Genomic DNA, 15,608 nt, shown 5'->3' with positions numbered 1-15,608 from the left:
ATGCCCGACTCTTCGGCCGACTCCCCCAGGCTCACCCGGCGCCCCGAGTGGACCGCTCTGGAGGACCACCGCGCGGAGGCGCTGCAACGCCCGCGGCTGCGTGAGCTGTTCGCGGCGGACCCCGCCCGCGCCGAGCGGTACGTCGTGCGCGTCGGCGACCTGCGCATCGACTACTCCAAGCACCTGATCAACGACGAGACCCTCGCCCTGCTCCGGGAACTGGCCACCGCCACCGACGTGTTCGGGCTGCGTGACGCCATGTTCCGCGGTGAGCGGATCAACATCACCGAGGACCGCGCCGTGCTGCACACCGCGCTGCGGGCGCCCCGGGGCGCGGTGATCGAGGCCGACGGCGAGAACGTCGTGCCCCAGGTGCACGCCGTGCTGGACAAGATGAGCGACTTCGCCGGCCGCGTCCGCTCCGGCGCCTGGACCGGCCACACCGGCAAGCGCATCAGGAACGTCGTCAACATCGGCATCGGCGGCTCCGACCTCGGTCCCGCGATGGCGTACGAGGCCCTGCGCACCTTCACGGCACGGGAGTTGACGTTCCGCTTCGTCTCCAACGTCGACGGCTCCGACCTGCACGAGGCGGTCCGCGACCTGGACCCGGAGGAGACGCTCTTCATCGTCGCCTCCAAGACCTTCACCACGATCGAGACCATCACCAACGCCACCTCCGCCCGCTCCTGGCTGCTCGCCGGGCTCGGCGGCGAGGAGAAGGCGGTCGCCAGGCACTTCGTGGCGCTGTCGACCAACGCCGGCAAGGTCACCGAGTTCGGCATCGACCCGGACAACATGTTCGAGTTCTGGGACTGGGTCGGCGGACGGTACTCGTACGACTCGGCGATCGGCCTGTCGCTGATGATCGCCATCGGCCCGGACCGCTTCCGCGAGATGCTCGACGGCTTCCGCATCGTCGACGAGCACTTCCAGAACGCGCCCGCGGAGGCCAACGCCCCGCTGATCATGGGCCTGCTGGGCATCTGGTACGGCAACTTCTTCGGCGCCGAGTCCCACGCCGTGCTGCCGTACAGCCACTACCTGTCGAAGTTCACCGCCTATCTCCAGCAGCTGGACATGGAGTCCAACGGCAAGTCGGTGGACCGCGACGGCCATACGGTCGGCTGGGCGACCGGTCCGGTGGTGTGGGGCACGCCCGGCACCAACGGCCAGCACGCCTACTACCAGTTGATCCACCAGGGCACCCGGCTGATCCCCGCCGACCTGATCGGCTTCGCGCGTCCGGCGGCCGAGCTGAGCGACGAACTGGGCGCGCAGCACGACCTGTTGATGGCCAACCTGTTCGCGCAGGGCCAGGCGCTGGCCTTCGGCAGGACAGCCGAGGAGGTGCGCGCGGAGGGCGTGCCCGAGGCGCAGGTGCCGCACCGCACCTTCCTGGGCAACCACCCCACCACCACGATCCTGGCCCGCGAGCTGACCCCGTCGGTCCTCGGCCAGCTGATCGCCCTCTACGAGCACAAGGTGTTCGTGCAGGGCGCCGTCTGGAACATCGACTCCTTCGACCAGTGGGGCGTCGAGCTCGGCAAGGTCCTCGCCAAGCGCGTCGAGCCCGCCCTGACCGAGGGCACCGACGTCCCCGGTCTCGACCCCTCCACCACCGCTCTCGTGGCCGCGTACCGCGAGCTCAAGGAAGTGAAGTGACATGCAGCTCGGTCTCATCGGTCTCGGCAAGATGGGCGGCAACATGCGCGAGCGGATCCGCCGCGCGGGCCACACCGTCGTCGGCTACGACCGCAACCCCGACCTCTCCGACGCGGACAGCCTCGCCGACCTGGTCGGCAAGCTCGAAGCGCCGCGCGTGGTCTGGGTGATGGTCCCGGCCGGCGCCGCCACCCAGTCGGTCGTCGACGAACTGGGCGGGCTGCTGTCCCCCGGCGACACCGTCGTCGACGGCGGCAACTCCCGCTGGACGGACGACGAGAAGCACGCCGAGGAGCTGGGCACCAAGGGCATCGGCTTCGTCGACGCCGGTGTCTCCGGCGGTGTGTGGGGTCTGGAGAACGGCTACGCGCTCATGGTCGGCGGCGAGAAGGAGCACGTCGAGCGGCTCCAGCCGATCTTCGAGGCGCTCAAGCCGGAGGGCCCGTACGGCTATGTCCACGCCGGCAAGGTGGGCGCCGGGCACTTCTCCAAGATGGTCCACAACGGCATCGAGTACGCCATGATGCAGGCCTACGCCGAGGGCTGGGAGCTGCTGGAGAAGATCGACTCGGTGGACAGCGTCCGCGATGTCTTCCGCTCCTGGCAGCAGGGCACCGTCATCCGCTCCTGGCTGCTCGACCTTGCGGTCAACGCCCTTGACGAGGACGAGCACCTGGACAAGCTGAAGGGCTTCGCGCAGGACTCCGGCGAGGGCCGCTGGACGGTCGAGGCGGCCATCGACAACGGCGTTCCGCTGCCCACGATCACCGCCTCGCTCTTCGCGCGGTTCTCGTCCCGCCAGGACGACTCGCCGCAGATGAAGATGGTCGCGGCGCTGCGCAACCAGTTCGGCGGGCACGCCGTCGAGTCGAAGTAGGCCGGCCGTGGGGGACCTTCTCCTGGTCCGCCACGGCGAGACGGAGTGGAGCGTCTCGGGACAGCACACCAGCTTCACCGACCTGCCCCTCACCGAGCACGGTGAGGGGCAGGCCAAGTCCCTCGCTCCGCTCCTCTCGCAGCGGACCTACGCACTCGCCCTGACCAGCCCGCTCGGCCGCGCGATACGCACGGCGGATCTCGCGGGCATCACCGGGACGTCGGTCGAACCCGACCTGCACGAGTGGGACTACGGCGCCTACGAGGGCGTCACCACCGTCGAGATCCACCGCACCCGCCCCGGCTGGGACCTGTGGACCGACGGCGTACCGCCCGGTCCCGACGGCCATCCCGGCGAGTCGCCCGGGCAGATCGGGCAGCGCGCCGACCGGGTGCTGTCCCGGGTGGACGCCGCCCTCCCGGACGGCGATGTGATCCTCGTGGCCCACGGCCATTTCCTCCGGGTCCTGACGGCCCGCCGGCTGGGGCTCGCGCCGGCGGACGGACGGCTCTTCCAGCTGGCGACGGGCACCGTCAGCCGGCTCTCCACCGAGCACGACCGCCCGGTGATCGCCGAGTGGAACACCCGGCCCTAGCGGTACCGGCCCGGGCTACAGCACGTCACCGAACTCGCTCAACACCCCCGGTGGAGCAAGCGCGTTGACGTAGTGGCCCGGGCCGTGGTCGTCGAAGGAGTACTTGAAGGGGATCGTGCGGGTCAGCGCCAGGCGGGTCGCGAAGAACGCCAGCGGCGCCACGACGGCAAGACCCGCGAGGCTGTCCATCTGCGGGTAGTTCAGACCCGGTTGGTCGATCTCGGTCCAGCCGCCGTTCCCGCCGCCGCGCAGCAGGGGCCTTGCCGACCGGCGCGCCCCTTCCGTGATCCGGAGCAGCAGCCCGCCCCAGTCCCGGTCGGCGGCCGTGCGCACCAGGTCGCTCGGCAGGGTCAGGGCCTCGATCGCCGAGTCGGCCGCGAAGGTGAGCGTCGCGTCGACGGGACCGTGCCGCCTGCGGTAGTGGAACTCGCGGCCGAAGGGGGCGTAGGGGCCGACCGGCCGGGGCGGCAGGGCGGGCACGACGTCCCGGTCGAAGATGTAGCGCAGCAGCCGGTCGCGCAGCAGATAGGTGCCGCGCGGACCGGGCGTCTCCTCGCAGGCGCGGGCGAGGTCGGGACCGCCGACCATGGGCTGGCCGAAGGTGTAGACGCCCTTGAGCTTCTCGGCGATGTGCCGGTAGCGGGGCTCGTGGACGAGCGTGACCGCCATGATGGCGGCCATCGCCGCGCCGAGGCTGTGCCCGGTGATGTAGAGCGCCTCCAGGCCGTCCCCTCGGGTGCCCTCCTCCTCCGGGTTCAGGGACTCGCCGCGCACGGCCCGCTCCAGGGCCTCGACGACCAGATGCCGGGTGGCGCGCACGTTGCGGTAGAAGCCGGCGTGCACCTCGTAGCGGCGGCCCTCCAGCTCGACCGCGAGCATCTCCGGGCGTACGTCGGCGTCGGTGAGGATGCTGATGATGTCCTCGGGCTGGGTGCCGCGGTAGCAGAGGATCGCCACCCGGCGGTCCCGGTCGAGGATCAGAGAGGCGGCGGACGCGATGTACATGGCGTCCACGCGCTGCTCGAAGACCCGGACCTCGTTCTCCTCCAGACCGAGCCGCGTCATGATCATGGCGATGGTGCCCGGGTCGCTGTGCTGCTCGAACCCGGCGTACGAGTAGGCCGAGCAGGTCGCCAGGACGTGCGGGAGGACTCCCTCCGGATCGGGCTGGTGCTTGTCCTCGACGAGCCGTTCCACCAGGTCGGGGTAGACGGGGAAACTGCTCGGATCGGTCTCCGTCTTGCATGGGCGCAGCGCGCTGTAGGCGGGCCCTTTGACGTATTCGTCCCGCATGTGTGACCTCCCCCGGAATGGTGCGGGAGGTGAGCACACCACCGCCCCCGTGGGCCGTCAACCGACCGGCAGTCGTTCCCCGGCCACGGCGGGGGCGGCGGATGTGGTTGCTGGATAACGGAGACGCGTGCGGTGCGGCCACGGGAGGTCACCGCCGTCGCATCCGCCCGGCTGACCGGCTCACATGCCGTACGGACCCCCATTGTGCGCATCGCGCGCAAGATGGCGCACAACGGCGCGAACCATCGCTGTCAGCCCCCCCGGCCGCCGGTAGCGTGCAGGGCCCTGTCCCGTACGTATCCGTACGTGAGGAAATGACCGATGGCCGAGACCGGGCAGCAAGAACCGCAATACGAGCGGTACGAGGGCGGCAGTCCCGAAGCGGAACGGCTGGTGTTCGAGCAGTTGGCCGCCGAGTTGATGAAGGTGCAGGTCAAGAACGCGCGGGCCGGGGGCGGCGGCATCGCCCGGACCTTCCACGCCAAGGCACCGGTGGCCGTGGAGAACGCCCGGCTGCGCTTCCACGACGACCTCCCCGCGGCGCTGCGTGTCGGCTTCGCCCAGCCGGGCGCCGAGTACCCGGCGGTGGTGCGGCTGTCCAACGCGAGCGGCATCCGGCAGGGCGACGGCTCGCCCGACCTGCGCGGGGCGGCCGTACGGGTGCAGGTGTCCCAGGAGGAGAGCCACGACCTGCTGGCGACCAGCTATCCCGTCTCCCACGCCCGCGACGCACGGGAGTTCGTGGCCTTCGCCAAGGCCATGGCGGGGGCGCGCAGCCCCGTGCAGAAGGCGTTCGGGCTGCTGGTCCGGCTGCCGCTGGCGGTGGGCCTCGGCACCGCGAACCGGATGCGCCGCAACGTCCGGGCGGCCACCCGGCACACCGTCAACTCCTTTGCCCACGAGACCTTCTGGAGCCGCGGCGCGACCCTGTGGGGCGAGGCGGGACCCGTGCGGTACCTGTTCCGGCCCGCGCCCGGCACCCCGTCCGCGCCCGCGCCGGACCGCCGCGACCAGGACGCCCTGCGCCGCGAGTTCACGCACCGGCTGGCCCAGGGCGACGTCAGCTTCGACCTGTGCGTGCAGCGGTTCGTGGACGAGCGGCGCACCCCGGTCGAGGACGCCTCGGTGGAGTGGAAGGACGCCGTGTCTCCCGCGGTCGCGGTGGCCCGGCTCACCCTCTCCGGCCAGGACCTGACCACCGCCGAGGCCCGTGCGGCCGCCGCCCGCGTCGAGGACCTCGCCTTCAACCCCTGGTACACCACGGACGACTTCCGCCCGCTCGGCAACATCAACCGGGCCCGCAAGGCCGCCTACCAGGCCGCGAGCGCCCACCGGCTGGGGCTGCGGTTCGTCACCGAGGAGCCCCTGCGCAACCGCGTCCTGGGCCGCCCGATGGAAGCGGGCTTCGCCCTGCTCAACCGGTATGTGCCCTGGCACCGGCTGCCGTTGCAGCTGAGCCTGCTGAACCTGGTGTTCCTGCGCAAGGTGCTGCGCCGGCTCAACCTGATCGACACCGAACCGCGCGAGGCACCGCCGAAGGCCCAGCGGGTCCCGGCGCCGATCCCCGAACGACTGCGCGGCGAGCGGTCATACGACGGGACGTACAACGATATGTCGGCGCCGAAGATGGGCGCGGTGGGCGCCGCCTTCGGCCGCAACCTCCAGCCGGACTACCGGCCCGACCTCTTCGACACCCCCAACCCGGTCACCGTCAGCCGCCAACTCCTTTACCGCGAGAGCTTCGTGCCCGCGACCTCGCTCAACGTGCTGGCCGCGGCCTGGATCCAGTTCCAGGTGCACGACTGGGTCAACCACCGCCGCCACAAGCCCGGCGAGCGCAGCGTCGAGGTGCCGCTGCCGCCCGGCAGCGGGCCCTGGCACAACACACCCGGCGGGCCCGACGAGAACGTGATGCGGTTCGCCGAGAACGAGGGCATCGAGGTGCCCGGCCGCCCGCCCATCCTGTTCGGCAACACCGCCTCGCACTGGTGGGACGGCTCCGAGGTGTACGGCGAGGACGAGCAGACCTCCCGCTTCCTGCGCGAGGCCGACGGTCGCGCCGAACTGCGCCTGGAGGACGGCCATCTGCCCGGCGGCAGCAACGGCCACATCCCGCTGACCGGCTTCAACGAGAGCTGGTGGATGGGCCTGAGCTGCATGCACACCCTGTTCGCCCGCGAGCACAACGCGGTGTGCGAGGCGCTGCGCGACCAGTACCCCACGATGAGCGAGGAGCGGATCTACCACACGGCGCGGCTCGTCGTCTCGGCGCTGATCGCCAAGATCCACACGGTGGAGTGGACGCCGGCGATCCTCGCCACCGAGGCGATCGACATCGCCCTGAAGACCAACTGGCAGGGTCCGCCGAGGAAGTGGCTCAACCAGCTGGGCCTGTGGCTGTTCGAGGCGCACTCGCTGACGGGCATCCCGAAGACCCTTCCCGACCACCACACGGCGCCGTACTCGCTGACGGAGGACTTCGTCACCGTCTACCGCATGCACCCGCTCGTCCCCGACGACTTCGAGCTGCGCGAGCACCACTTCGGGCAGCGTCTGGAGACGGTGGGCTTCCTGGACATCCAGGGCGGCGCGGCGGAGGCACAGATCCGCAAGACGGGTCTGGCGAACACCCTGTACTCGTTCGGCATCGCCCACCCGGGCGCGATCACCCTGCACAACTACCCGCGCGCACTCCAGCACTTCGAGCGGGACGGGGAGATCATCGACATGTCGGTGGTGGACCTCGTGCGGACGCGGCGACGCGGCGTGCCGCGCTACAACGACTTCCGCGCGGGCCTGCACAAGGAGCGCATCCGCTCCTTCGAGGAGCTGACCGAGAACGCGGAGACGCTCGCCCGGCTCAAGGACGTCTACCGCTCGGTCGACGAGATCGACACCGTGGTGGGCCTGTTCGGCGAGAACCCGCCGACCGGTTTCGGCTTCAGCGACACGGCTTTCCGCATCTTCATCCTGATGGCGAGCCGCCGCCTTCAGTCCGACCGGTTCCTCAACGTCGACTACCGGCCCGAGGTGTACACGCCACTGGGCATCGACTGGGTGGAGCGCGGCGGCATGAACTCCGTGATCCTGCGGCACTGCCCGGAGCTGGCGGCGCTGCTGCCGCGCGGGGCGAGCGCGTTCGCGCCGTGGCGCAGCGTGCGGCCGACGGACGACGAGGGCGCCGACGGGGGGCGTGCATGAGCACGGTCGACGAACACCCGGGGCTGGCCGACCTGTTCGGCCGGCCCCTGCTGGACACGGTCTGGCACCGGCGCACCCACCGCGTCAGCCGGGGCGCCTCGGTGCCGGCCGGCTCGATGAGCTACCGCTCCACGCACACCCAGCAGCCGCTGTCGGAGCTTGAGGAGGCGGTGCTCGTCGCGATCACCGGCTGCACGGGCCTGACCATGCCGGACCGCCCCTTCGAGGACCCCCGCGACGGCAAACCCATCATGGCCAAGCCCAACCTGACCATGGCCGGCCGGACCGCGGGCAGCCCCGACAACGCGCAGGGCACCCACTTCTTCATGATCAACGACACCGGTACGTACTACCTGCGCAAGCTGCCGCCGGCTCCCCAGGAGCCGTTCGGCGCCGAGACGCTGGTGGCGCGGGCGGACCAGGCCAAGGTGAAGGTTCTCGACCACCGGCTCGACGTACCGCAGAACAAGCGGGACTTCCCGGCCTACCTGGACTCCAACCGCTTCCTGTCCAACCTCACCGGGACGACGGTGTTCTTCCCGGTGGTGGACCTCTCGCACCAGTACATCAACGCCCTGATGTATCTGCTGACCCAACCCGACGGCGCCCGGCCGACGTTGGTCGACGACCGCAACTTCTACCGACCGGCCGGCGTGAAGAAGTGGGTCGACAACGGCTTCCTCAACGGCGATCTGAAGCTCCCGCTCGGCGCGCTCGGCCCGATGCGCACGCAGATCGAGGCGGACCTGCTGCTGCAGAACCTGATGCTGACGGCGGAGGCCATGGGGCTCGGAGCGTGGATCCACGCGTCGATCAACCCGCAGATCGCCCTGGGCGACCCGAAGTTCTCGCGCACGTACGGCAGGATGCTCGGCTTCACCTTCGTCACCCCGCGCTGGCGCCTCGCGGACATCTGGCGCTGGCACGTCCCGCTGCCGAAGTACGCGACGCTGCGCTCGCACCCGGTCGGCCTCACCTCGCCGGAGGGCGAACCCCTCATCGCGGCCGCGTGCCCGCCTGCGCACAAGTCGATGTCGGACGCGGTCGATTCGGTGATCAGCTCGAAGTTCGGCACCGGAGGCACCTACACGGACAAGGACGTCTTCACCCGCATCTACAAGGAGGACTACGGGCAGCGCTATCTCGCCGAGGCGAGCGAGTACGAGGAGCGGGTGATCGACTGCGCCCGCGACATCTGCGAGTACGTCATCCGCACCCACCGCCGCTTCCCGGCGCACACGGACGCGATCCATGTGCCGGGGATCTGGCTCCAGACCCACCACGTGGAACGGGAGTACTACGAGCGGTACTTCGTGCACGGTCTCACCGAAACACACCGGCGGCACGCGGAGTTGTGGGACTAGAGTTCCCGGTTTGTGGAGATCAACGATCTGACGCCGGCCGAGCAGCAGGTGTGGCGGGCGTTCGCGACAGGGGACGCGGTCGGCTTCCGCGCGGGGGACGACGAGGACGCGACGGACGGTGCGGTCCGGGGCCCGGAGCGCTCCGTCCGCGCCTCCGTCCTGCGGCACCTGCTGCTCAACGGACCGCGGGAACCAGGGGAGATCGCCGCCCTCAAGCTGTCGGGAGCGCGCGTCACCGGCGTGCTCGACCTGCGGTACGCGCAGACCGACCACGCCGTACGGCTCAGCGGCTGCCACTTCGACGAGGTGCCGCAGCTGTACGGCTGGCGCGTGCGCCAGCTCAACCTGAGCGACTCGGTGCTGCCCGGCCTGACGGCCGCCACCATCCGCGTGGAGGGCGTGCTGCGGCTGACGGACTGCCGGTTCCGGGGGCCGGTGCGCCTCGGCGGGGCGCACATCGCCGGCGCGCTGTTCATGGACCGCGCGAGCTTCGAGGCGCCGGACGCCGACGAGCCCGTACTGCAGCTGAACCAGGTCGAGATCGGCGACGACCTGTGGGCGCCCGGGCTGCGGGCCCACGGTCAGGTCCGGCTCACCGGCGCGTGCGTCGCCGGGGCCGTCAACTTCCGCGACACCGAGTTCGAGCTGCCGCACGGCACCGCGCTCGACGCACAGAACCTCACCGTGGGATCCGACGTCCGGGCCCCCTGCCTCTCGGCACGCGGCCGCATCGAGTTCCGCGGCGCACGCATACCCGGCTGCCTCGACCTGCTGCACTCCCGCCTCTCCCAGCCGGGCGGCACGGCCCTGCGGGCCAGCAGCTGCGTCATCGGCGAACTCTGGCTGCGCCCCGACGAACGCATCGAGGGCGCCCTCAACCTGCGGCGCTCCCAGATCGACCTGCTCACCCTGGATCCGGCGACCCTGCCGGACCAGGTCTACGTCAACGAGCTCACCTACACCGCCCTCACCCCGCACGTTCCCGCCGAGCGCCGCCTGACCATGCTGGAACGCGACCCCGAGGGCTATGTCCCGTACGCCTACGAGCAGTTGACGGCCGCCTACCGCCGCGTCGGCGACGACTACGCCGCCCGCCTGGTCCAACTCGCCAAGCAGCGACGGCTGCGCGCCACCCGCACCTGGTACGGCCGCGTCTGGGGCTACATCCAGGACGCCACCGTCGGCTACGGCTTCCGCCCGCTGCGTGCCGCCGTCTGGCTGCTCTCCCTGCTCGCCGTCGGCTCGATCGCCTACGCCCTGCACCACCCGCACCCGCTCAAGGCGTCCGAGGCCCCTCATTTCAACCCCGTCTTCTACACCCTGGACCTGCTCCTGCCGGTGATCTCCTTCGGCCAGGAGGACGCCTTCGCGCCGGACGGCTGGTACCAGTACCTCGCCTACGCGCTGATCATCACCGGCTGGATCCTGGCCACGACGGTCGTCACCGGCGTGACCAGAAGCGTCAGCCGCCAGTGAGGTGCTGGGCGGCCAGCCGGACGGGCGCGTTCTGCGCGCCGTAGCCGCGATGGCCGCCGTCGCGCTTGACGAGCTCGAAGAAGACACGGCCGACGGTGCGGGTGTAGCAGTGCCGGAACTCCCCGTGCGCGTCCCGGTCGTAGAGGATGCCGAGCTCGCGATACGTCTCCAGCTCCCCGTCGGCGAACTCGAACCGGGCGGCCAGGTCGTCGTAGTAGTTCGCGGGGATCGGCAGCAGCCGCCCGCCCGCCGCGAGGAAGCGCCGGGCCGCGGCCACCACGTCGTCCGTGGCGAGGGCGATGTGCTGCGCGTGCACCGTGTCGTCGCTGGGTGCCGCGCCCACGGACAGCGCGATCCGTACGCTCCCGTCGGCGTTGGTGACGGCCCGGCTGCGCAGCAGCCCGTACGGATCGGCGACGTCCACACTCTCCTGCGCGGACAGGCCGAGGACGCTGCGGTGGAAGAGGGCGGCCTCGTCGAAGTGGTGCCAGGGCTGGACCAGCGCCAGATGGTCGACCCGCATCACGCCGGAGTCCGTCGCGGTGTGCGCGACGTCCTCGAAGTCCCGGCGCCAGTCCGGGAGTTCGGGCCGCCCCGTGGCGCAGAAGAACAGCTCCGTGCCGTCGGGGGCCGCCACCGCGTCCAGCGGCACGTCGTCCGCGGCGCGCCGGCGCGGCAGCACCGGCGCCAGCAGGGCCTCCGCGCGGCGGGCGGCACCGGCCGGGTCCGGTGACTCCAGGCCGATGGCGGCGAGTCCGGTGCCGTCGCGTCGCGCGGCCGGCCCGGTGTTGACGAGGACGCGCGCCTCGCCCTGCTGCCACAGGTCGACGGGCTTGCTGCGATGCCGCGCGGTACGGGCGAACCCCAGAGCGCCGAGCACCTCGGCGACCGGCTCGGCATCGGGGGTGACCAGTTCGACGAACGCCACCCCCGTGGGAACGACGGGACCCGGCAGGCCGGCCGGCCCCACCGCCTCCTGGAGCACCAGCAGCGACCGCTGCGCGTCCACGGCCGTGGGACCGGCGTCGGCCTGGCGGAAGACGTCGTTGAACACCTCGAGCGAGAGCGGCCCGTCGTACCCCGCGCGCAGCACATGCCCCACGAGCCCGGCGACGTCGAATCCGCCCTGCCCCGGGAAGCAGCGGTGGTGACGGCTCCACTGCAGGACGTCCATCGCGAGCAGCGGGGCGTCCGCGAGCTGCAGAAAGAAGATCTTCTCGCCCGGGATGTCCTCGATCCCCTTGGGATCGGACCCCCGGGAAAGGATGTGGAAGCTGTCGAGGCAGGTCCCGAGAGCGGGGTGGTCCGCCCTCTCGACGATCTGCCAGGCATGGTCGTACGTACTGACGTGCCGCCCCCAGGCGAGCGCCTCGTAGGCCACACGGACGCCGAACTCCTGCGCCAGACCGGCGAGTCGGCCCAGCTGCCGGGCCGCGAGATCGTCGTCGTCGATGGCGAGCGGATGCACGCTGGAACAGACGAGCACCGTGTCGGCACCGAGCCGCCGCATCACCTCGAACTTGTGCCGCGCCCGCCGGAGATTCCGCCCGAACTCCTCCTCGGGCACGGCCTCGATGTCCCGCATCGGCTGATAGAGGTCGATGCTCAGCCCCAGGTCGGCACAACGCTCCCGGATCTCCTCGGGAGTGAGCCGGCTGGCCAGCAGATCGTTCTCGAAGATCTCCACACCGTCGAACCCGGCCCGCGAGGCGGCGGTCAGCTTCTCGGTGAGCGACCCACTCAGCGAAACGGTGGCGATAGAGGTACGCACGGTCCAACTCCTTCCAGGGGCGCGGGGAACTGCGCGATCGGCCACATACGACCGGCAGCCGTCAACGCACCGGTCCGACCGAGCTCTCCGCAGCCCCCGCCAACCCGGCAATATCCGCCAACATCAGCGAAGCGTCCGGCTCGCACCCCGTGAACAACCGAAACGCGTCAGCGGCCTGGAACACAGCCATCCCACCCCCGTCCAACGTGGCACAGCCACCCGCCCGAGCAGCCCGCACCAACTCGGTCTCCAGCGGCCGGTACACCACCTCGGCAACCCACAACGCGGGCCGCAGAAGCTCCGCAGGAAACGGCAACCCGGGGTGCGCGGCCATCCCCGTAGGCGTCGCATGGACGACGCCGTCGGCGGAGGAGATCAACGGAGCCAGCTGATCGGGCGAGCCGGCGGCAGCCCGCCCCGCGCCGAAGTGCCGGTTCAGCTGACCGGCCAGCGCGACCGCCCGATCCTCCAGCGCGTCGACAACGGTGACCCGCTCGGCGCCGAGAGTGAGCGTCGCATGAGCCACAGCCGCCCCCGCGCCGCCGGCACCGAGCTGCACCACCCGCTCCAGCGAGGCGTCCGGCAGTCCACGCGCGAACGACGCCGCGAACCCTGTGACGTCCGTGTTGTGGCCGACCGCACGGCCGTCCTCGAAGACCACGGTGTTCACCGCGCCCAGCGCCTCGGCCCGCGGAGCGAGCGCGTCCAGGTGCTCGATGACGAGCTGCTTGCACGGGTGCGTGATGTTCAGTCCGTCGAAGCCCAGGTCGCGGGCGGCCCGCACCAGGTCGCCGACCGCCTGCGGAGGCACGCCGAGCACGTCGATGTCGATGAGCCGGTACAGGTAGCGCAGACCCTGCCGATCCGCCTCCCGCTCGTGCAGCGCCGGGCTGAGCGACGGGCCGATGCCCGAACCGATCAGACCGACGAGATACGAGTCCTTGGCCACGCGGACCTCCTGAACCGAGCGCTAATGTACGAACCAGTACGTTAGCTATATCAGCCGGACCGCCCCCTGGGAAGCCCCGGCCTCCTTACCGGGCGGACCGGGGCGGCGCCGGCCGGCCCGCCTTCTACAATCTGCGGCACCGGCCGCACTCCCGAAGGAACCCGATGACCAGCGTCGACGAACCGGCACGACCGAACGGGCGGATCCGTGACGCCGCCCGCACCCAGGCCGAGATCCTCGACGTGGCGACGCAGGAGTTCGCCCGGGCCGGATACGACGGCGCCCGCGTCGACGAGATCGCCGCCCGCACCCGCACCACGAAGCGGATGATCTACTACTACTTCGGCGGCAAGGAGCAGCTGTTCACGGCCGTGCTCGAGCGGGCGTACGGAGTGATCCGCGAGGCCGAGCAGGAGCTGGACGTCGAGCACCTGGACCCGGTCGCGGCGATCCGGCGCCTGGCGGAGCTGACCTTCGACCACCACGAGCAGCATCCCGACTTCATCCGCCTGGTCAGCATCGAGAACATCCACGGCGCCGCGCACATCGCCGGCTCCGAGAAGCTCGGGAAGATCGGCTCCCCCGCCCTCGACGTGATCCGCCGCATCCTGGCCAGCGGGCAGGAGTCCGGGCTCTTCACGGCCGACGTCGACGCGGTCGACCTGCACGCGATGATCAGCTCCTTCTGCTTCTTCCGGGTCGCCAACCGGCACACCTTCGGCGCCCTGTTCGGCCGCGACCTGGTGGACCCGGCGCAGCGCGAGCACTACCGCGCCATGCTCGGCGACATGGTGATCGCCTACCTGACGGCGGAGCGCGCCGCGGACTGAGGCCGCCCGGCGGCCCCCCTTGACACGTGGGAAACGGCGGCGCAACATCCCTACCCACCGGGACTAACTACCCAGTGGGTTAATTAAGCCGAGATCCGGCTCCTTCATCGGCCCTCTGCCTCCGCTCGCTCTTCGCTTCCCCCTCCCGCTCACTCCGCCTACGTTGGAGTCTCCTCGAAGGAGCTTTGCCGTGTCCGTCCCCGCCGAAGCCGTCGGGCAACCGAAAAAGGCCGCCGCAGCCGCCTGGATCGGCAGCGCCCTGGAGTACTACGACTTCTTCATCTACGGCAGCGCGGCCGCGCTGATCTTCCCGAAGGTCTTCTTCGACGAGTCCGACCCGGCCACCGCGACCCTGCTGTCGCTGGCCACGTTCGGCGTCGCATACGCGGCCCGGCCTGTCGGCGCCCTCTTCCTCGGGCACTTCGGCGACAGGATCGGCCGCAAGAAGATCATGGTCTTCACCCTGCTCCTGATGGGCCTGTCGACCTTCCTGATCGGCTGTCTGCCCACCCGCGCCCAGGTCGGCACCCTGGCCCCGGTGCTGCTGGTGCTGTGCCGGGTCCTGCAGGGCATCTCCGCCGCCGGCGAGCAGGCCAGCGCGAACTCCATGACGCTCGAACACGCACCGTCGAACCGGCGCGGCTTCTTCACCAGCTTCACCCTCGGCGGCACCCAGGGCGGCCAGCTCATCGCCACTCTGGTCTTCATCCCGGTCGCCGCGCTCCCCGAGCACCAGCTGCTGACCTGGGGCTGGCGGATCCCGTTCTGGGCGAGCGTCGTGGTCGCCGCCGCCGGCTACTTCATCCGCCGCCGGCTGGAGGAGACCCCGGCCTTCGCCAAGCAGGCGGCCACCGAGGGCGTGGCCAAACTGCCGCTCGCGGTGCTGATGCGCGAGCACTGGGCCGACGTGCTGCGGGTGATCGGGGGCGCACTGGTCGCCTCGGTCTCCACGATCTTCACGGTCTGGGCCCTCGCCTACGCCACCAGCGACTCCGTCGGCATGTCCCGGTCCTCCATGCTGTGGGTGGGCGCGCTCGCCAACCTCGTCGCGCTCGCCGCGATCCCCCTGTGGGCCTCCCTGTCGGACCGCATCGGCCGCCGCCCCGTGTTCCTGATCGGCGCCGCCGGCAGCGCGATCGCCATGTTCCTCTACCTGTGGGCGATCTCGACGGGCAACTACCCGCTGACCCTGATCCTCGGCGTCGTCGCCTTCGGCGTGGTCTACAGTGCGGCGAACGGCGTCTGGCCCTCCTTCTACGGCGAGATGTTCTCCACCCGCGTCCGCCTGTCCGGCATGGCGATCGGCACCCAGATCGGCTTCGCCGTGGCCGGTTTCGCGGTCACGTTCGCCGCGCAGATCGCGGGCCCCGACGGCACCGACTGGTCCTCGGTGGCACTGTTCACCGCGGCCCTGTGCGTCCCGCCGGTCGTCGCCGCGCTCTCGGCCCGTGAGACCCACACGGTCCCGACGGAGCAGCTGGGTGAGCGCGCGCCCGGCAGCGCGTCACAGCGGCAGAGCGTGACGGCCTGACGGTCCCACCGCCTCACGACCACCCCGGCCCCCGGACGCCATACGGCTCCCGGGGC

General features: G+C 70.9%; 11 protein-coding genes. 8 read left to right on the top strand and 3 right to left on the bottom strand.

Features of this window, described 5'->3' with window-relative positions; translation table 11 throughout:
• The 3 genes from pgi to ACIBN2_RS09710 are packed head-to-tail and all read left to right on the top strand — an operon-like array spanning position 1 to position 3,137.
• On the top strand, positions 1–1,665 hold the full coding sequence (pgi, locus tag ACIBN2_RS09720) for a glucose-6-phosphate isomerase (protein WP_399133690.1): 1,665 nt from the start codon (positions 1–3) through the stop codon (positions 1,663–1,665).
• A gap of 1 nt (position 1,666) precedes the next feature.
• The gene (gene gnd / locus ACIBN2_RS09715; RefSeq protein WP_399133689.1) at positions 1,667–2,542 is read left to right on the top strand and encodes a phosphogluconate dehydrogenase (NAD(+)-dependent, decarboxylating); all 876 of its coding nucleotides are present in this window, start codon (positions 1,667–1,669) and stop codon (positions 2,540–2,542) included.
• Positions 2,543–2,549: 7 nt separating this feature from the next.
• Positions 2,550–3,137, top strand: a complete 588-nt coding sequence (locus ACIBN2_RS09710) for a histidine phosphatase family protein (RefSeq protein WP_399133688.1) — start codon at positions 2,550–2,552, stop codon at positions 3,135–3,137.
• 15 nt (positions 3,138–3,152) lie between these two features.
• Here the strand turns inward: ACIBN2_RS09710 and ACIBN2_RS09705 are convergent, their stop codons facing one another.
• Positions 3,153–4,430 (bottom strand): lipase family protein, encoded by a 1,278-nt coding sequence (locus ACIBN2_RS09705; protein ID WP_399133687.1) that lies wholly within the window; start codon positions 4,428–4,430, stop codon positions 3,153–3,155.
• A gap of 321 nt (positions 4,431–4,751) precedes the next feature.
• Between ACIBN2_RS09705 and ACIBN2_RS09700 the strand changes: the two genes are divergently transcribed.
• The 3 genes from ACIBN2_RS09700 to ACIBN2_RS09690 are packed head-to-tail and all read left to right on the top strand — an operon-like array spanning position 4,752 to position 10,471.
• The gene (locus ACIBN2_RS09700; RefSeq protein ID WP_399133686.1) at positions 4,752–7,631 is read left to right on the top strand and encodes a peroxidase family protein; all 2,880 of its coding nucleotides are present in this window, start codon (positions 4,752–4,754) and stop codon (positions 7,629–7,631) included.
• Positions 7,628–8,995 carry a hypothetical protein gene (locus ACIBN2_RS09695; protein ID WP_399133685.1) on the top strand — a complete coding sequence of 456 codons (1,368 nt, stop codon included), beginning with the start codon at positions 7,628–7,630 and terminating at the stop codon, positions 8,993–8,995. Before ACIBN2_RS09700 ends, ACIBN2_RS09695 begins: the two co-directional genes overlap by 4 nt.
• 12 nt (positions 8,996–9,007) lie before the next feature.
• A complete protein-coding gene (locus ACIBN2_RS09690; RefSeq protein ID WP_399133684.1) occupies positions 9,008–10,471 on the top strand; it encodes a membrane-associated oxidoreductase in 1,464 nt (487 codons plus the stop codon).
• Here the strand turns inward: ACIBN2_RS09690 and ACIBN2_RS09685 are convergent.
• Positions 10,458–12,242 (bottom strand): bifunctional sugar phosphate isomerase/epimerase/4-hydroxyphenylpyruvate dioxygenase family protein, encoded by a 1,785-nt coding sequence (locus ACIBN2_RS09685; RefSeq protein ID WP_399133683.1) that lies wholly within the window; start codon positions 12,240–12,242, stop codon positions 10,458–10,460. The two genes, ACIBN2_RS09690 and ACIBN2_RS09685, sit on opposite strands and share 14 nt — an antisense overlap.
• Before the next feature lie 61 nt (positions 12,243–12,303).
• Positions 12,304–13,191: a shikimate dehydrogenase gene (locus ACIBN2_RS09680; protein ID WP_399133682.1), complete on the bottom strand. Its 888-nt coding sequence runs from the start codon at positions 13,189–13,191 to the stop codon at positions 12,304–12,306.
• 164 nt (positions 13,192–13,355) lie between these two features.
• Between ACIBN2_RS09680 and ACIBN2_RS09675 the strand changes: the two genes are divergently transcribed.
• Positions 13,356–14,021 carry a TetR/AcrR family transcriptional regulator gene (locus ACIBN2_RS09675; protein WP_399133681.1) on the top strand — a complete coding sequence of 222 codons (666 nt, stop codon included), beginning with the start codon at positions 13,356–13,358 and terminating at the stop codon, positions 14,019–14,021.
• 190 nt (positions 14,022–14,211) lie between these two features.
• Positions 14,212–15,552, top strand: coding sequence for an MFS transporter (locus ACIBN2_RS09670; protein WP_399133680.1), 1,341 nt, complete (start codon positions 14,212–14,214; stop codon positions 15,550–15,552).
• The last annotated feature ends 56 nt before the right edge of the window (positions 15,553–15,608 follow it).

Origin of the sequence: Streptomyces sp. NPDC050534, assembly GCF_044457745.1 — a bacterium.
In the GTDB taxonomy this organism is placed as follows: domain Bacteria; phylum Actinomycetota; class Actinomycetes; order Streptomycetales; family Streptomycetaceae; genus Streptomyces.
The sequence above is the reverse complement of the archived record's forward strand: the minus strand, read 5'-3'. Positions and strand labels throughout refer to the sequence as shown.